This is a genomic window from Streptomyces sp. NPDC001933 (assembly GCF_042890955.1).
Lineage (GTDB): Bacteria > Actinomycetota > Actinomycetes > Streptomycetales > Streptomycetaceae > Streptomyces.
In genome coordinates this window covers 427,217-441,953 of the sequence record NZ_JBIASS010000005.1, presented here as the reverse complement: position 1 = coordinate 441,953, position 14,737 = coordinate 427,217, and the positions used below count along the sequence as shown (strand labels likewise).

The 14,737-nt window shown below is 70.9% G+C and carries 17 protein-coding genes; 11 read left to right on the top strand and 6 right to left on the bottom strand.

Going from position 1 to position 14,737, the window contains the following annotated elements:
* Positions 1-151: 151 nt before the first annotated feature.
* The 3 genes from ACFYY7_RS15900 (at position 152) to ACFYY7_RS15890 (ending at position 2,459) form a co-directional block, all read left to right on the top strand.
* Positions 152-724, top strand: coding sequence for an FABP family protein (locus tag ACFYY7_RS15900; RefSeq protein WP_356083680.1), 573 nt, complete (start codon positions 152-154; stop codon positions 722-724).
* Positions 725-792: 68 nt separating this feature from the next.
* The gene (locus ACFYY7_RS15895) at positions 793-1,266 is read left to right on the top strand and encodes a Fur family transcriptional regulator (RefSeq protein ID WP_388661874.1); all 474 of its coding nucleotides are present in this window, start codon (positions 793-795) and stop codon (positions 1,264-1,266) included.
* Positions 1,267-1,493: 227 nt separating this feature from the next.
* Positions 1,494-2,459, top strand: coding sequence for a folate-binding protein (locus ACFYY7_RS15890; protein WP_351258380.1), 966 nt, complete (start codon positions 1,494-1,496; stop codon positions 2,457-2,459).
* Positions 2,460-2,483: 24 nt separating this feature from the next.
* Here the strand turns inward: ACFYY7_RS15890 and dtd are convergent, their stop codons facing one another.
* Complete coding sequence (gene dtd / locus ACFYY7_RS15885) at positions 2,484-2,933, bottom strand: D-aminoacyl-tRNA deacylase (RefSeq protein WP_388661872.1); 450 nt, start codon at positions 2,931-2,933, stop codon at positions 2,484-2,486.
* 117 nt (positions 2,934-3,050) lie between these two features.
* Here dtd and ACFYY7_RS15880 point away from each other — a divergent pair, with 117 nt between their 5' ends.
* The 3 genes from ACFYY7_RS15880 to ACFYY7_RS15870 all read left to right on the top strand — a co-directional run bounded on the left by ACFYY7_RS15880 (position 3,051) and on the right by ACFYY7_RS15870 (position 6,032).
* Positions 3,051-3,665: an ABC transporter substrate-binding protein gene (locus ACFYY7_RS15880; protein ID WP_351258384.1), complete on the top strand. Its 615-nt coding sequence runs from the start codon at positions 3,051-3,053 to the stop codon at positions 3,663-3,665.
* A gap of 46 nt (positions 3,666-3,711) precedes the next feature.
* Positions 3,712-4,695: an asparaginase gene (locus ACFYY7_RS15875; RefSeq protein ID WP_388661870.1), complete on the top strand. Its 984-nt coding sequence runs from the start codon at positions 3,712-3,714 to the stop codon at positions 4,693-4,695.
* Positions 4,696-4,775: 80 nt separating this feature from the next.
* Complete coding sequence (locus ACFYY7_RS15870; RefSeq protein WP_388661868.1) at positions 4,776-6,032, top strand: GNAT family N-acetyltransferase; 1,257 nt, start codon at positions 4,776-4,778, stop codon at positions 6,030-6,032.
* A gap of 26 nt (positions 6,033-6,058) precedes the next feature.
* Here the strand turns inward: ACFYY7_RS15870 and ACFYY7_RS15865 are convergent, their stop codons facing one another.
* Complete coding sequence (locus tag ACFYY7_RS15865; RefSeq protein WP_376305808.1) at positions 6,059-6,226, bottom strand: hypothetical protein; 168 nt, start codon at positions 6,224-6,226, stop codon at positions 6,059-6,061.
* Positions 6,227-6,516: 290 nt separating this feature from the next.
* Between ACFYY7_RS15865 and ACFYY7_RS15860 the strand changes: the two genes are divergently transcribed.
* From ACFYY7_RS15860 to ACFYY7_RS15840, 5 genes are all read left to right on the top strand, one after another.
* Entirely contained in the window at positions 6,517-7,461 is a 945-nt protein-coding gene (locus tag ACFYY7_RS15860) for a GntR family transcriptional regulator (RefSeq protein WP_388661866.1), read from the top strand.
* 2 nt (positions 7,462-7,463) lie between these two features.
* On the top strand, positions 7,464-8,297 hold the full coding sequence (locus ACFYY7_RS15855; protein WP_388661864.1) for an HAD family hydrolase: 834 nt from the start codon (positions 7,464-7,466) through the stop codon (positions 8,295-8,297).
* Positions 8,298-8,446: 149 nt separating this feature from the next.
* Positions 8,447-9,583, top strand: coding sequence for a phosphotransferase (locus ACFYY7_RS15850; RefSeq protein WP_388661862.1), 1,137 nt, complete (start codon positions 8,447-8,449; stop codon positions 9,581-9,583).
* A 56-nt stretch (positions 9,584-9,639) separates the two neighbouring features.
* Entirely contained in the window at positions 9,640-10,446 is an 807-nt protein-coding gene (locus ACFYY7_RS15845; RefSeq protein ID WP_388661860.1) for a TetR/AcrR family transcriptional regulator, read from the top strand.
* A 200-nt stretch (positions 10,447-10,646) separates the two neighbouring features.
* Positions 10,647-11,303, top strand: a complete 657-nt coding sequence (locus ACFYY7_RS15840) for a TetR family transcriptional regulator (RefSeq protein WP_388661858.1) — start codon at positions 10,647-10,649, stop codon at positions 11,301-11,303.
* 1 nt (position 11,304) lies between these two features.
* On the opposite strand, the gene ACFYY7_RS15835 is transcribed toward ACFYY7_RS15840, so the two are convergent.
* The 4 genes from ACFYY7_RS15835 to ACFYY7_RS15820 form a co-directional block, all read right to left on the bottom strand.
* Positions 11,305-11,829 carry a DUF2199 domain-containing protein gene (locus tag ACFYY7_RS15835; RefSeq protein WP_388661856.1) on the bottom strand — a complete coding sequence of 175 codons (525 nt, stop codon included), beginning with the start codon at positions 11,827-11,829 and terminating at the stop codon, positions 11,305-11,307.
* Between the two features lie 163 nt (positions 11,830-11,992).
* Positions 11,993-12,916: an oxidoreductase gene (locus ACFYY7_RS15830; protein WP_388661854.1), complete on the bottom strand. Its 924-nt coding sequence runs from the start codon at positions 12,914-12,916 to the stop codon at positions 11,993-11,995.
* A gap of 94 nt (positions 12,917-13,010) precedes the next feature.
* Positions 13,011-13,541: a hypothetical protein gene (locus ACFYY7_RS15825; RefSeq protein WP_388661852.1), complete on the bottom strand. Its 531-nt coding sequence runs from the start codon at positions 13,539-13,541 to the stop codon at positions 13,011-13,013.
* A 280-nt stretch (positions 13,542-13,821) separates the two neighbouring features.
* Positions 13,822-14,709 (bottom strand): NAD(P)-dependent oxidoreductase, encoded by an 888-nt coding sequence (locus ACFYY7_RS15820; protein ID WP_388661851.1) that lies wholly within the window; start codon positions 14,707-14,709, stop codon positions 13,822-13,824.
* Positions 14,710-14,737 lie beyond the last annotated feature (28 nt).

Below are 14,737 nucleotides of genomic sequence, written 5' to 3'. Positions count from 1 at the left end.
CGGGCTGACCGTGAAGAAGCTGTACCAGGGTCAGCGCTGACCCTGCGCGCAGCCTCCGTCCGCGCGGGTACCCGTCACGACAACGTGACACCTCGCACCCGATGTGTCACGTCCGCAGCCACCCCCACCTCACAGATCGTCTGAGCCGCTCATGATCGAGATTCCGTCCGACCTCCACCCGGACCTCGTCCCGCTGGCCTTCCTCCTCGGCAACTGGGCGGGCGCCGGTGTTTCCGACTTCCCCGGCGCCGAGCAGTGCAACTTCGGCCAGGAGGTCTCCTTCAGCCACGACGGCCGGGACTTCCTGGAGTACGTCTCGCACACCTGGGTGCTCGACGCCGAGGGCGAGAAGGTCCGGCCGCTGGAGACCGAGTCCGGCTACTGGCGCATCGACAAGGACCGCAAGGTCGAGGTCGTCATGTCCCGCGACCAGGGCGTCATCGAGATCTGGTACGGCGAGCTGGCCGACAAGAAGCCGCAGATCGACCTGGTCACCGACGCGGTGGCCCGCACCGCGGCCTCCGGCCCGTACAGCGGTGGCAAGCGTCTGTACGGCTATGTGAAGAGCGACCTCATGTGGGTCGGCGAGAAGGCCACCCCCGAGGTGGAGCTGCGCCCGTACATGTCGGCGCACCTGAAGAAGGTCGTCACCCCGGAAGAGGTCGAGGCGATGGCGAAGAGCCTCGGCGACCTCCCGGACGACGGCATCGCCTTCTTCAAGTAGTCCGTCTTCGAGCAGTCCTTCCTCGAACGGTCCGCGGGCAGGTGCTCACCCGGTCCTACACTGGGCGTGTGGTGAGCACCGACTGGAAGACAGATCTCCGGCAGCGCGGCTATCGGCTGACGCCGCAGCGGCAGCTTGTCCTGGAAGCCGTCGACACGCTGGAACACGCGACACCCGACGACATCCTCTCCGAGGTGCGCAGGACCGCGTCCGGCGTGAACATCTCCACCGTCTACCGGACGCTCGAACTCCTGGAGGAGCTCGGGCTGGTCAGCCATGCCCATCTGGGGCACGGGGCACCCACGTACCACCTGGCCGACCGTCACCACCACATCCATCTGGTCTGCCGCGACTGCACCGACGTCATCGAGGCCGATGTCGCCGTCGTCGCCGAGTTCACCGCGAAACTCCGGGACGGCTTCGGGTTCGAGACGGACATGAAGCACTTCGCGATCTTCGGCCGCTGCGCCGACTGCACGGCGAAGGCGGCGGAGAACCCCGGGGGCGCCGAGAACTCCGAGAACTCCGAGGGCGCTGCCTAAGGGCTGTCCCGTAATCCCTGGTGGGCGTGCGACGACAGCCACGGCACCTCGCCGCGTTGTCGGAACGCCCGAATACATCCAGTATTCGGGCGTCCCTCCGCCTTGCGATGCACCGCGTCTGACGCCGCACGCTGATCCACCAGGGATTACGGGACAGCCCTTAGGACAGCGGCCTCTCCGGTCATACCGTTCATACCGCGTCCCATGCCGCGTCGTACGCTGGTCGCATGAAGAGCCCCCTGCTGTCCCTGCCCGGCGCCGTCCCCGCCGAAGGCCGCGACGAAGGCGTCGCCGCGCACTACGGCGACCTGTTCCGCGAGCAGCGCGCCCTCGCCGACGGCTCCGGCCTCGTCGACCTCTCGCACCGCGCCGTCGTCACGGTCACCGGCAGCGACCGGCTGGCCTGGCTGCACCTGCTGCTCACCCAGCACGTCAGCGAACTCGCCCCGGGCCAGGCCACCGAGGCCCTGATCCTCACCGCCAACGGGCACATCGAGCACGCCCTCTACCTCGTCGACGACGGCGAGACCGTGTGGATGCACGCCGAACCGGGCACCCAGGGCGACCTCATCGCCTACCTGGAGTCCATGAAGTTCTTCTACCGGGTCGAAGTCGCCGACCGCACCGAGGACTTCGCCGTGGTGTACCTGCCGGCCGGCTCCATCGCGGAGGTCCCGGACGGCGTGACGGTACGGGAGACGGCGTACGGCCGGGACCTGTTCCTGCCCCGCGCCGACCTGGAGGAGTACGCGGCGGCGCACGGCCCGGTCGCCGGCATCCTGGCGTACGAGGCGCTGCGCGTGGAGGCGCACCGCCCGCGCCTCGGCTTCGAGACCGACCACCGCACCATCCCGCACGAGCTGGGCTGGATCGGCACCGCCGTACACCTCCAGAAGGGCTGCTACCGCGGCCAGGAGACCGTGGCCCGGGTGCAGAACCTGGGCAAGCCGCCGCGTCGGCTGGTCTTCCTGCACCTCGACGGCAGCGAGGTGGTGCTGCCCGGACACGGCACCCCGGTACGGCTCGCCGCGGACGGCGCCGAGGGGCGCCAGCTGGGCTTCATCACCACGTCCGCCCGCCACCACGAGCTGGGGCCGATCGCGCTGGCCCTGGTCAAGCGGAACGTCGCGGTGGACGCCGAGCTGCTCGCCGGGGACACGGCCGCGGCCCAGGAGACGGTCGTCGAGCCGTAGGGCCCCGGTTCAGACCTCGAAGGTTCAGACCTCGACGATGACGGTGAACGGGCCGTGGTTCGTGAGCGAGACCCGCATGTCCGCCCCGAACCGGCCCGTCTCCACCTGCGCGCCCAGCGCCCGCAGCTGCTTCACCACCTCGTCGACCAGCGGTTCGGCGACCTCGCCGGGCGCCGCCGCGTTCCAGGTGGGCCTGCGGCCCTTCCTGGCGTCCCCGTAGAGAGTGAACTGCGAAATCACCAGAAGTGGTGCATTCACATCGGAGCAGGACTTCTCGCCCTCCAGGATGCGCAGCGACCAGAGCTTGCGGGCGAGCTGCGCCGCCTTCTCCGGGGTGTCCCCGTGGGTGACTCCCACCAGCACGCACAGCCCTTCGCCGACGATTTCGCCGACCACCTCGGGCCCGCCGGCCCCGTCCGCGCCGTCGGCCACCGTGACGCTCGCGCCGTCCACCCTCTGTATCACTGCACGCATACAGACCAACCTATCTTGGGCTGAACGGGTACAGAGCATCCACATAGGCCCCACCCAAGTGGCACCATGCTCGGGAGGCGGTGTGCCGACGCACCGGTCGAGGGGATGGACACAAGCATGAGTACCTATGGAACCGGGCAGTCCCCCGGCGCCGTACCGGTCACACGAACCGGCGCCAGTACCAGCACCAGCACCATGCGGCCACCTGTCCAGCGAACCGGTCACGGTCTGGAGGACGGCCTGTCCGCCGGGCCGCAGCCCGAGCTGGGCACCCTGCGCCTGCCGGAGCTGCGCACGCTGCGCCGCGACGCGCAGCGCGACGAGGCCGACCTCAGCTATGTGCGCCGGCTCGTCCAGGGCCGGATCGACATCCTGCGGGCCGAGCTGGCCCGGCGGCTGGATCCGGAGAAACCGGTGGTGGACCGGCTCTCGGAGATCCTTGCCGACACTCCGTCCCGGCACCGCTCCTCCGCCCGGCACGTCACGCTGACCACGCCCCGCAGCGACGAGTACCGCCGGCTGGCCGCCGAGACGCTCGCCGAGGTCGAGCTGTCCGATCTCGATGCCCGTACGGACGAGGAGCTGCACACCGCGATGGGGCGCCTGGTCCGCTACGAGCAGCAGGTCTCCCGCCGCCGTCACCAGCTGCAACGCACCACTGACGATTGCAGCGCGGAGATCGCCCGCAGGTACCGTGATGGTGAAGCACAAGTAGACGACCTGCTCGCCTGAAGCGATCCTTCCGGGGGCGGGCCCCGCTCGTCCCCGGAAGGCCACCATGACCTCCAGCGCCGCCCCCGCTGCACCGTCCGTCATATCCCCAGCTCGCCCCGTCCTGGCCGAGGTCGTACGGTCCGGCTTCGTGGAGGGCCACCATCGGGGCTCGCTGGTCCTGCTGGCCGCCGACGGCAGCGTGGAACGGGTCCTGGGCGATCCGACGGTGCCGGTCTTCCCGCGCTCCTCCAACAAGCCGATGCAGGCCGCGGCCGTGCTGCGGGCCGGGCTGGACCTGTCCGGGGAGCGGCTGGCCCTGGCCGCCGCGAGCCACTCCGGCGAGGGCTTCCACCTCGAACTCGTCCGCACGATGCTCGCCGAGCACGGACTGACGCCCGACGATCTGCAGACCCCTCCCGATCTGCCGCTGGACCCGGTCGAGGCGGAGACGTATCTCGCCGCCGGCCACGTCCGGGAGCGGATCACCATGAACTGCTCCGGCAAGCACGCGGCGATGCTCGCGGTGTGCGCGCTGAACGGCTGGGACCGGGCGTCCTACCTCGACCCGTCGCACCCGCTCCAGCAGCTGGTCCTCCGGGTCGTCGAGGAGGCGGCCGGCGAGCCGGTCACGGCGGTCGGCACGGACGGGTGCGGGGCGCCGCTGATGGCGATCAGCCTGGTGGGCCTGGCGCGGTCCTTCCGTACGTTCGTGATGGCGGATCCGGGGACGGCGGAGCGCCGGGTCGGTGACGCGATGCGGGCCCACCCCGAGTACGTGGCCGGGACCCGCCGCCCCGACACCTGGCTGATGCGGGAGGTGCCGGGCACGCTCTCCAAGATGGGTGCCGAGGCGGTGCAGGCGGTGGCGCTGGCGGACGGCCGGGCGCTGGCCTTCAAGGTCGACGACGGTGCGACGCGGGCGCTCGGGCCGGTGCTGGCCCGTTCGCTGCGGCTGCTCGGCATCGACGCCCCGGTGGTCGCCAGGATCGGACACGCGCCGCTGCTGGGCGGCGGCGGGGAGGTCGGCGAGATCCGGGCGGCCTTCTGACACGGCCCGTCCCCACGTCGGCTCCACGGCGGCGGAAAACCGGGAGACATCCCGTGAGCCCTGTGCCTAGCGTGGCTCGCATGGCTCTCGACATCCGCACGGTCACCGCCGCCGAATTTCCCGACTGGCTGCGCGCCAAGCACACCGGCTTCCTGCAACCGGCGACGGACGCGGGCACGGAGCAGGAGGCGGAAAGGCGCCTTCCGCACACGGATCTCTCCCGCACGCAGGGCGCGTTCGACCGCGGACGGTGCGTGGCCACGTTCCGTTCGTTCGCGCAGGAACTCACGGCCGTCGGCGGCGCCGCGGTACCGGCCGACGCGATCTCCAACGTCACGGTGTCGCCCACGCACCGCCGTCGCGGGCTGCTCAGCCGGATGATGGCCACGGACCTGGCGACGGCGAAGGAGCGCGGCGAGGTGGTCGCCACACTGATCGCCGCCGAGTACCCGATCTACGGGCGGTACGGCTTCGGCCCGGCGACCTGGACCACCGAGTGGGAGATCGACGTACCGAGGGCGGGCCTCGACCCGCGCTGGTCGGGCCCGTCCGAGCGGGACGGCGGCCGGATCGACCTGATGAGCGCCGCGGACGTACGCAAGCTGGGCCCGGCCCTCCACGACCGGCTGCGCGCCCGGCAGCACGGCGTGGTCGACCGCGACGCGCGCTGGTGGTCCGTGAACACCGGAGAGGCCCACCTGGGTCCCGGGACCTGGACGGAGCCCTTCTACGCGGTCCACAGCAACGCCGCCGGCGAGGTGGACGGCCTGATCGTCTACCGGGCCGACGACAACTGGGGCGACGCCAAGCAGCCGTTGAACCGGGCCACGGTGCTCGGACAGATAGCCGTCACCCCGGCCGCCGAGCGCGCGCTCTGGCACTTCGTCTGCTCGATCGACTGGATCACCACGGTCCGCTCCGGCTACCGAGCCCCCGACGACCTGCTGCCGCTGCTCCTCCCGGACCCGCGCGCGGCCCGCATCGTCACTCAGGCGGACTGGCTGTGGGTACGGCTGCTGGACGTCGTACGCGCCCTGGAGGCCCGCACCTACGCAACACCCGGCACGCTCACCCTCGACGTCCACGACACCTCGGGCCTGGCCCCCGGCCGCTACCGCTTGGAGGCCACCACCTCCGGCACGAACTGCACCCGCACCACGGCCGACGCCGATCTCGCCCTGGATGTAAGGGAGTTGGGCACCCTCTACCTGGGCGACGAATCACCGACCCGACTGGCGGCCCTGGGCCGCATCGAGGAACTCACGCCCGGCGCGGTGGCGACGGCGGAGGCGATGTTCCGGGCGGGGCGGCGGGCTTGGTGCCCGGATGTGTTCTGAGCGCCCCGCACCTTCCAGGCCTGCATCTAGTCGTCGGTGGGGATGACGAGCAGGGCCAGGATCACGGCCCCCGCACCGGCACAGTTGGGGCTGCCCGCCTTGAGGCCGAAGGTGAGCAGCGCCAGGCCCACAGTGCCCATGAACCCGTACTTCCACTGAACGATCTGCTCGAGTCCAAGTGTGATGAATGGCATGGCGATCACTCCTCCGGCGGGGAAGGGGCGTCGGTGCACGCACTCCGTTGTGCCGCTCGGACGCTACTGCCTGACTGTCTCGATGCTCGTGGCTCTGAATGCTCGTGACTCCTTGCAACCAATCAACTCGTTCTGAAATTTGACCGGTTGACTTGATGTCATTCTTCCCTACGGGTGAGTAGTCGTAAACTTGTCTGGTTGTACAGGTGGGTTGATTTCGACGACATGACGATTTGGTTGGCGGTTGGATGCATCTCCTGGGGCGGGGCGGTGAGTTGTATGGTTGACAGGTGACAAGTCGTGAGTCTGTGGCACCTGACGGTAAGCGGCAGTACCAGCGGATCGCCGATGAGCTGCTCAAGGGGATCAACAGCGAGGTCTGGCGGCCCGGTGACCGGCTGCCGACGCAGGAGCAGCTGGCCGACCGGTTCGGCGTCTCCCGCGCCACGATCAACGAAGCGCTGCGGTTGCTCCGCGACAAGCACCTGATCGTCACCCGGCAGGGCAGCGGGACGTTCGTCAGCGAGTCCGAGGCGGGTGTTCCCTCGCCCCGGCCGGGTGTTCCCGCGGATGCCGGTCACGAGGACGGCGACGTCTGGGCGGTCGTCTCGGAGAGCATCCCTCCGGTGCTGCTGAAGCCCTATCTGGAGGAGGCGTTCGAGGCGACCGAGGTGCGGCTCGACGTCTTCTCGATGACCACGGAGTCGCTGGCCGCGCGGGTGTCCGACCAGAAGAACCGCATCATGACCGGTGTCATCCAGCCGCCCCGGTCCATCAGGGCGCGGCTGATGCTCCCCGACTGCGACTCCCCGCACCTGGCCATCCCGCGCCCGGTGGACGGTCCGGACGATCCCCGGGTGCGGCGGCGGCTGAAGGGCATCCTGCAGAGCCACGCGACGATGCTCAGGGAAGCCCTGTACGAACTGCGCTACCAGGGGTTCGTGCAGGAGGTGGAGGTCGAGGTGCGGTTGGTGCCGTTCTCGCCCCAGATGAAGCTGTACATTCTGAACCGCCGACTGGCGCTCCAGGGCCTCTATGTGACGGAAGAGGGCACCATCCCGCTCCCTCCGGACCAAGAGGAAGTCGAGATCTACGACGCCTACGGCACGGGAGCGACCCTCTTCCCGTACCGTGCCTCGGCCGACGCCACACCCGATCAGGTCGGCATTGTGCGCACGTTTCAGGCGTTCTTCGATTCGAACTGGGACAACCTAGCCACAAGGGCGGACTTCTGATCGTGTCTCGAGCCACGGCCACCCCCACTTCACCGGACACCGCATCACCGGACACCGCGTCCGTTCCGGAAGTGCGGGACATGCTCTCCCGCGCCCGATGCGTCGTGCTCGATTTCGACGGCCCCGTCGCCAGGCTCTTCGCCGGCGGCCACCGGAGCCAGGAGAGCGTGGCGGGCGACATCGCCGACGAGCTGCTGCGGATCGCGGCATCGCACGGCATCGAGCTGGCCGGGGTGAGGGGGAGCAAGGACCCCCACGAGGTGTTCGGCGCGTACGCGAGGGGCGCGGCGGACCGCGACGGTGCGCACCCCTGGCGCATCGCCGCCGATGAGATGCACGGCGCCCTGACCACCTGGGAGCTCAAGTCGGCGGAGCACGCGGAGCCGACCCCCGGAGCCGCGGCCTTCATCCGGGCCTGGAGCCGGAAGGCCGGTCCGCGGGCGACGGGGGTGCCCGCACCCGCGTACGGGCGGCTGGCGGTGGCGTCCAACAACCACCACGGAGCCATCACCCGCTACCTCGAACGTGAGTCGCTGCTGGAGTTCTTCGACGCTCCGGTCATCGGCCGGAACGAGGGTGATGTCGGGCTCATGAAGCCGAATCCCTGGATTCTCCACGAGGTCGTCCGGGCGACGGGGGCCGATGTGGCGGAGCACCTGATGATCGGGGACTCCCCCTCGGACCAGCAGGCGGCGCGGAGCGCGGGGATGCCGTTCCTCGGCTATCACCGCAAGGCCGGGAAGCGGCAGTTGCTGCGGGCTCCGGGGCCTGACGGCCGACGACTCCCCGTGATCGCGACCATGCAGGTGCTGGCCGATGCCGCGAGCGCCCTCTGAAGGCACAAGTGCGGGGGAACGGCCGGAAGTTGTACCTTCCTTGGTATGGATCGCGACGAGGTGGCCGTACCGGCCGGTGAGGCCGGTCGCCGCCCGGAGGGCCGGGTTCGCGCGAAGCGCGGCCGGGCCTGCCGGTGACCGTGGTCCGGGTGCCCGCCGCCGTGGGGTCCTCGGCCGGAGCGGGATGCCGGGTGGCGGCGGCCGTGGCGGCGCGGACGAGCGCGGCGGCGCTGGTGCCGGACGAGAGCCTGCTGGTGGGGCCGCTGAACGGGTACCACCACGAGACGTATGCCTTTCCGCTGCCGGCCGATGACGGTTCCGGGGCGCAGACCTGGTGGAAGTGCCGGTACCCACGGGCGGGGCTGCTCCGGTTCGACCTGCGCTGGTTCACCTCGGAGCAGGCGCTCCTGGCGGCGCTGCAGGGGCGGGTCACCCGGATACCCGTGGTGGCCGAACGGGCGGGGGTCCCCCTCTATTCGTTCATAGAGGGCCGGACGCTCGGCGAGACCTGCCCTCCCGGGACCCCGCTCACGGAGCGCCATCTGGGCCAGCTCGGAGTTCTCTTCGGGGAGCTGGTCTCGATCGGTGCAGACGGCATCGGAATCGACGGTACCGGGGGCGTCCGGGAGGGCGATTCGGCCGCCTTTCTGTCGCGGCTGATCGGCTTCACCGAACACCATGTGCGCCGCCGCCACCTTCCCCGCTACGGCGCCCTCTTCGCGGAACTCGGCGTACCCGGTGGCGGTCTGGACCGGCTGCGGGGCGAGGCCAGGGGGCTGACGCCTCGTCCGTTCACCCTGGTCCATGGCGATCTGCACCGCGAGAACCTCGTGGTCGACGCCCGGGGCGACCTGTGGACCATCGACTGGGAGCTCGCCATGGCCGGAGATCCGCTCTACGACCTGGCGACCCATCTCCATCTGATGCGCTATCCCCGGCGGGAGGGGGAGCGGGTCGCCGAAGTCTGGCGCGATGCGGTCGAGGGCGTCCGCAGCGGCAGCTCCGAGGGGTGGGAACGGGATCTGCCGGTGCTGCTGAAGTACAAGCGGGTGCAGTCCGTCTACACGGATGTGATCCGCGCGGCCCTCGCGCTGGGGCCCGGGGGCCCGGGTGCGGAGAAAGGGGCGGAGCGGCGGCTGCCTGCCCGGGATTCCGGGCGGATCCGGGAGGTTCTGGCAGCGGCAGCGGTACCGCTGGGAATGGCGCGGGTGCCGACGTCCAGGCAGATCCGTACCGCCTACGAGAACTGGTTCGAGTCGCACCCGCACATCGCCGCGGCCTCCTGATCCGCTCCTCTGCGTGCGCAATGCGCAGAAATGTGTATGCAGTACGCAAATCTAGGATGGGATCGAGGGAAGGTGGGGTTCAGGTGACTGAGGAGAAGGGCTCGCCGGGCGGCACGGGCCTGCCGGCCAGTATCGAGGCCGCCTGGGGGCTGCGGGCGCGGCCGGTCAAGGGGCCGAAGCCGGGGCTGAGTCTGGCGCGCATCGTGGACGCCGCGGTGGCGGTGGCGGCGTCCGAGGGGCTCGGCGGGGTGTCGATGGGGCGGGTCGCCAAGGACCTGGGGGCCTCGACGATGTCGCTCTACCGGTACGTGTCCGCCAAGGGGGAGCTGTACGTCCTGATGCAGGAGGCGGCGATGGGCCCGCCGCCCCCGCTGCCCGCGCTGGAGAGCGGGGCCGACTGGCGGGAGGCGCTCACGCAGTGGGCCTGGGCGCAGCGCCGGGTGTTCCACCGCAATCTGTGGATGCTCCGCATCCCGGTCTCGGGCCCGCCCGCCAGCCCGAACTCCGTCGCCTGGTGGGAGCAGGGCCTGCGGGCCCTCGAAGGCACCGGTCTGGACGCGCGCGACGAGGTCTCCGTCATCCTGCTCGTCAACGGGTTCGTACGGAACGAGGCGCTGCTGATGGGTGATCTCGCGGCCGCCGTGGAAGCACGCGGCATTCCGGCGCAGGAGGTGGCGGACGGGTACACCCGCACCCTGAACCGGCTCGTCGACCCCGTACGCCATCCGTCGCTCTCCCGGGTGCTGGACTCCGAGGTGCTGGGGGCGCGGCGCGGGCCCGACGAGGAATTCATGTTCGGGCTGGCGCGGGTGCTCGACGGGATCGAGGCGCTGGTGGAGGCGCGGGCGAGGTCCCGGTCCTGACGGGGCCTCGTGGGCGTACGCGCGCGGATCGGGGCTCCGTGAAGCCGGTGTCAACGTGACTCGCCCCGGTCACCACCCCACCCGGAACCCGGGCCGACCCGCCGCCGGGTCGGGCAGCCCCGTCATGGGCCCGTGCGGCCGCTCGCGGGCGCCCTCGGACGTCAAGTCCGCTTGAGGTCAAGGGCGTACGCTTCGGAGTCATGGACGGAGAGAAGCCCGGACCCGGGACGGCGGGAGCGGCCCACGAGCAGATGAGCCTGCGGGAGCGGAAGAAGCAGCTGACCTACCAGGCGGTCTCCGAGGCCGCGATCGCGATGTTCCTGGAGCGGGGCTTCGACAAGGTCTCGGTGGCGGAGGTGGCGGCGGCCGCCGACATCTCGAAGCCGACCCTGTTCCGGTACTTCCCGGCCAAGGAGGACCTGGTCCTGCACCGGTTCGCCGACCACGAGGACGAGGCGGCCCGCGTGGTCGCCACCCGCGCGGAGACCGAATCCCCGCTGGACGCGCTGCGCCGCAACTTCCTGGACGGGCTGGAGCGGGGCGACCCGGTGACCGGGCTCTGCGATGTGCCGCAGGTGCTGGCGTACCAGCGGCTGCTGTACGGGACGCCGTCCCTGGTGGCCCGCCTGTACGGCTACCAGAGCCGCTCGGAGGCGGCACTCGCCCGTGCGCTGGGCGACCGGGTGGCGGACAGGCTGGCGGCGGGCCAGATCATCGCCGTACAGCGCATCCTCGCCCTGGAGAACTGGCGGCGGATCGACGCGGGGGAGAGCGCGCGGCAGGTGCACGCGGACGCGGTCGAGGCGGCCGAGCTCGCCTTCGCGCAGTTGCGGTCGGGGCTCGGGGAGCAGCGGTAGCTCAGGCGGGCCGCTCGTTTTCGGCGTGCAGCACCGCTTCGGCGATCTCCCGCACCCGGTCCCGGGTGATGCCGGTGCGCTGTTCCACGGCGAGCGGGTGATCGGTGGGCTCCAGCTCGATGCTGGGGCGCCGGCCGATCGGGCGGGTGTGGGCGTTGGTCCTGAGGTTGGTCGTGCGGGGCGTGTACAGCCCCAGCTCGGTGCTCAGCCAGCCGAAGTACGGCTGCTCGGACTCGCGGCCCGGGGTCTCCCACACATCGAGGGCGCGGGCGAAGTTCTCCCGGCTGAGCGAGACCCAGACGCCCCAGGAGAAGGGCTCCTCGCTGCCGAACACGGGTATCTCGATCAGGCCCTTGATGAAGTAGTGCTCGTGTCTGACGATGCACTGGTCGGAGGAGAGCATGCTGTCGGGGTCGCTCTCCAGACCCGCGTCCCAGACGTCGGGTGCCATGGTCGAGTACCCCATCGGGAGTTCCGCGTGGTGTTCGCCGCAGCGGGAGCAGATGTAGCCGGGGTCGATAGCCATGGGCGGATCCTAGGTCCTGCGGCCGTGCCGCTGTCCGCCGCTTGCCGTCACTGCCGGCCGTCGCGTGGAGGGCGACGGGAGTGATTCCGGCGCAGGCGGACGCGACCGTGCTGCCCCGACGCGGTGGACCTGGGGGCCGTATCGGTCGCGTCCGCGTGCGCGGTCAGCCGCGGCGGCCGAGCAGCGCCATGTCGTCCTCGTCGAGGACCAGGCGTCCCGCGGCCATGTTCTCCTCCAGGTGGGCGAGCGAGGCGGTGCCGGGGATCTGCACGATCGAGGGCGAGCGGGCCAGGCCCCATGCGATGGCCACCTGGTGCACCGTCGCGCCGTGCCGCTCGCTCACCTTCCGGAGGTTCTGTTCGGAGAGATCGGTGTGACCGCCGCCGAGCGCGAAGAACGGCATGTACGCGATACCGGCGTCCGCGCACTCGTCGACGAGCGCGGCGTCGGCCTGGTCGAGCACACCGAAACGGTTCTGGACGGCGGCGACCGGCGCGATCGACCGGGCCTCCGCGAGCTGCCCGCTCGTCACGTTGCTGACGCCCAGCTGCCGGATCAGCCCTTCCTCGCGCAGCGCGGCCAGCACGGCGAACCGTTCACCGATCGGCTCCGCGACGCCGCCGCTCAGCCGTCCGACCCGCAGATGCACCAGGTCGAGGGTGTCGACCCCGAGGTCCTCAAGATTCCGCTCCACCTCCCCGCGCAGCTGATCGGGGCGGGCCTCGGCGTACATCTCACCGGTCTCGTCCCGCAGCGGGCCGACCTTGGTGGCGATGGTGACGTCCGGGGGGTACGGGAACAGCGCCTCGCGCAGCAGGTCGTTGGCCCGGTGGGTGGGGGAGAAGTAGAAGGCGGCGGTGTCGATGTACCGCGCCCCGAGCTCGACGGCGCGCCGCGCCACGGCCACGGCCTTCGCCGTGTCACCGGCCGGTCCGCTCCACCGTCCCGGGAGCTGCATCGCGCCGAAGCCGAGCCGCGGGATGGTGACGGTGCCGCCCAGTTCGAAGACGCCGGGGCCCGCGGTGGCACCGGTGGTGGTGGACGGGGAACCGGAATCGGGGGTCGGAAAGATCTTTGAGGAGGTCATGGGGAGCAGCATCGCGCCTGGAGGACCGTCCCGTCACCTCCGTTCAGCCGTGCCTCCGTTCCGTACAGCCGTGTCTCCGTGCCGTGCTCGTGGGTCAGCCGAGCGGCGAGGCGTGGCCCGGCCTGCAGCCGGAGGGGACGCTGTTGCCGCTGATGTCGAAGTCCCCGCAGGTGAGGAAGACATCGTTGAACTCGCCGAGCAGGAAGGCCAGTGCGCCGACGAGCGCGACGGCGCCGATGACCGTCCGGCGCTGGTGCACGGAGAGTTCCGACTCCCCGAACAGCAGGAGCTGGAGGAGCACCCAGGTCAACAGCGGGGTGCCGATGACACTGATGATGCCGCCGATCAGGTAGAGCGCCTCGCCCTGCCAGTTGCCGCTCTGCCGCGGCACGACGGCGGCGAGGACGATCCAGGCGCTGGGCAGCGCCAGGCAGGCCCAGTACAGCCAGCCGTGCCGCGGCCCGCGCTCGCGCATCACGAAGCCGGCCAGCAGCACGGCCGTCGACACCGCCCAGAGGGTGAGCATCTGGTAGTAGAAGATGACGTTGTAGGCGCCGAGTGTGAACGCGGGCTCCCAGACGGCCAGCGCTCCGCCGCCCGCGATGACGGCGGTCCTCGGCACCACCGAGGCGCCGTCGCGAGCGAGCCCGCTCCTGAGGCCGTGTCCCCGACCGTGCCCGTCTCCCCGTCCGTGCCTGTGCCTGTGTCCCCGCGCTGCGGGGCCAGCGGCCGCGTTCTCGTCGTCCCTGTCGTCAGCCATGAGGATCCGTCTCCGGCATGGGGATATTTCCGGATACGTTACCCAGGGCCGGGCCTCTTCCCGGGCGTGATCGGGCCGCCGACAGGGGGAACCCCGCGACGTTCTCCCTGCGGCGTTCTCTCCGCGTTCTCTCCACGGCGTTCGCTCAGCGGCGGCTCAGCAGCTCGGTGATCCGGAGGAATCCGTCGGTGCCGTGGCCACGGCTGATGGCCTGGCGGGCCAGGTCATCGGCTGCGCGCATCAGGGCGGCGTCGATGCCGTGGGCCTCGGAGGCGTGGACGATATGGGCGATGGAGGACGCCGCCGAGGTGAGCGGGTTGTCGTCGCCGGGGAACCTTCCGCCGTCCACGTCCGCCGCGGTCTCCTCGAAGATCGGCGGGAGGATGGCGCCGATGCCCTTGGCGAACGGGGCCAGCTCCCGCGCGGTGATTCCCTCCGCCCGTGCGACCGCCAGGGCATGGGCGTAACCCGCCATCGCGGTCCAGAAGATGTCGAGCAGCGCGATGTCGTACGCGGCGGCCCGGCCGATCTCCTCGCCCAGGTGGGTATGGGTGCCGCCCAGCGCGTCCAGCACCGGCCGGTGCGTGCGGTAGAGCTCCTGCGGGCCGCTGTGGAGCAGGACCGCGGCCGGCGTTCCGATGGTCGTGGTCGGCGTCATGATCGCACCGTCCAGATAGCCGATGCCGTGCTCCGCCGCCCACGCCGCGAGGTCCCGGGTGCGGGCCGGGGTGTCGGCGGTCAGGCTGATCACCGTACGGCCCTTGAGCGCGTCGGCGACCGCGTCGCGTCGCAGAACGGCGTCCACGGCGTCGTGGTTCACCACGCAGATCACGGTCAGCGGGCTCGCGGCGACCGCCTCCTCGGCCGACCGGGCACCGACGGCGCCCCGGTCGACGAGTTCCCGGTCCCGGTCGGGTGTCCGGTTCCAGACCGTGGTCCGCAGGCCGGCGTCGAGGAACGCGCCTGCCAGGGCCCGGCCCATCGGCCCCAGGCCGAGTACGGTGACGGCGGACTGCTCGATGTGCGAGGACATGGCTCAACTCCCGTATGGATATGGGTAA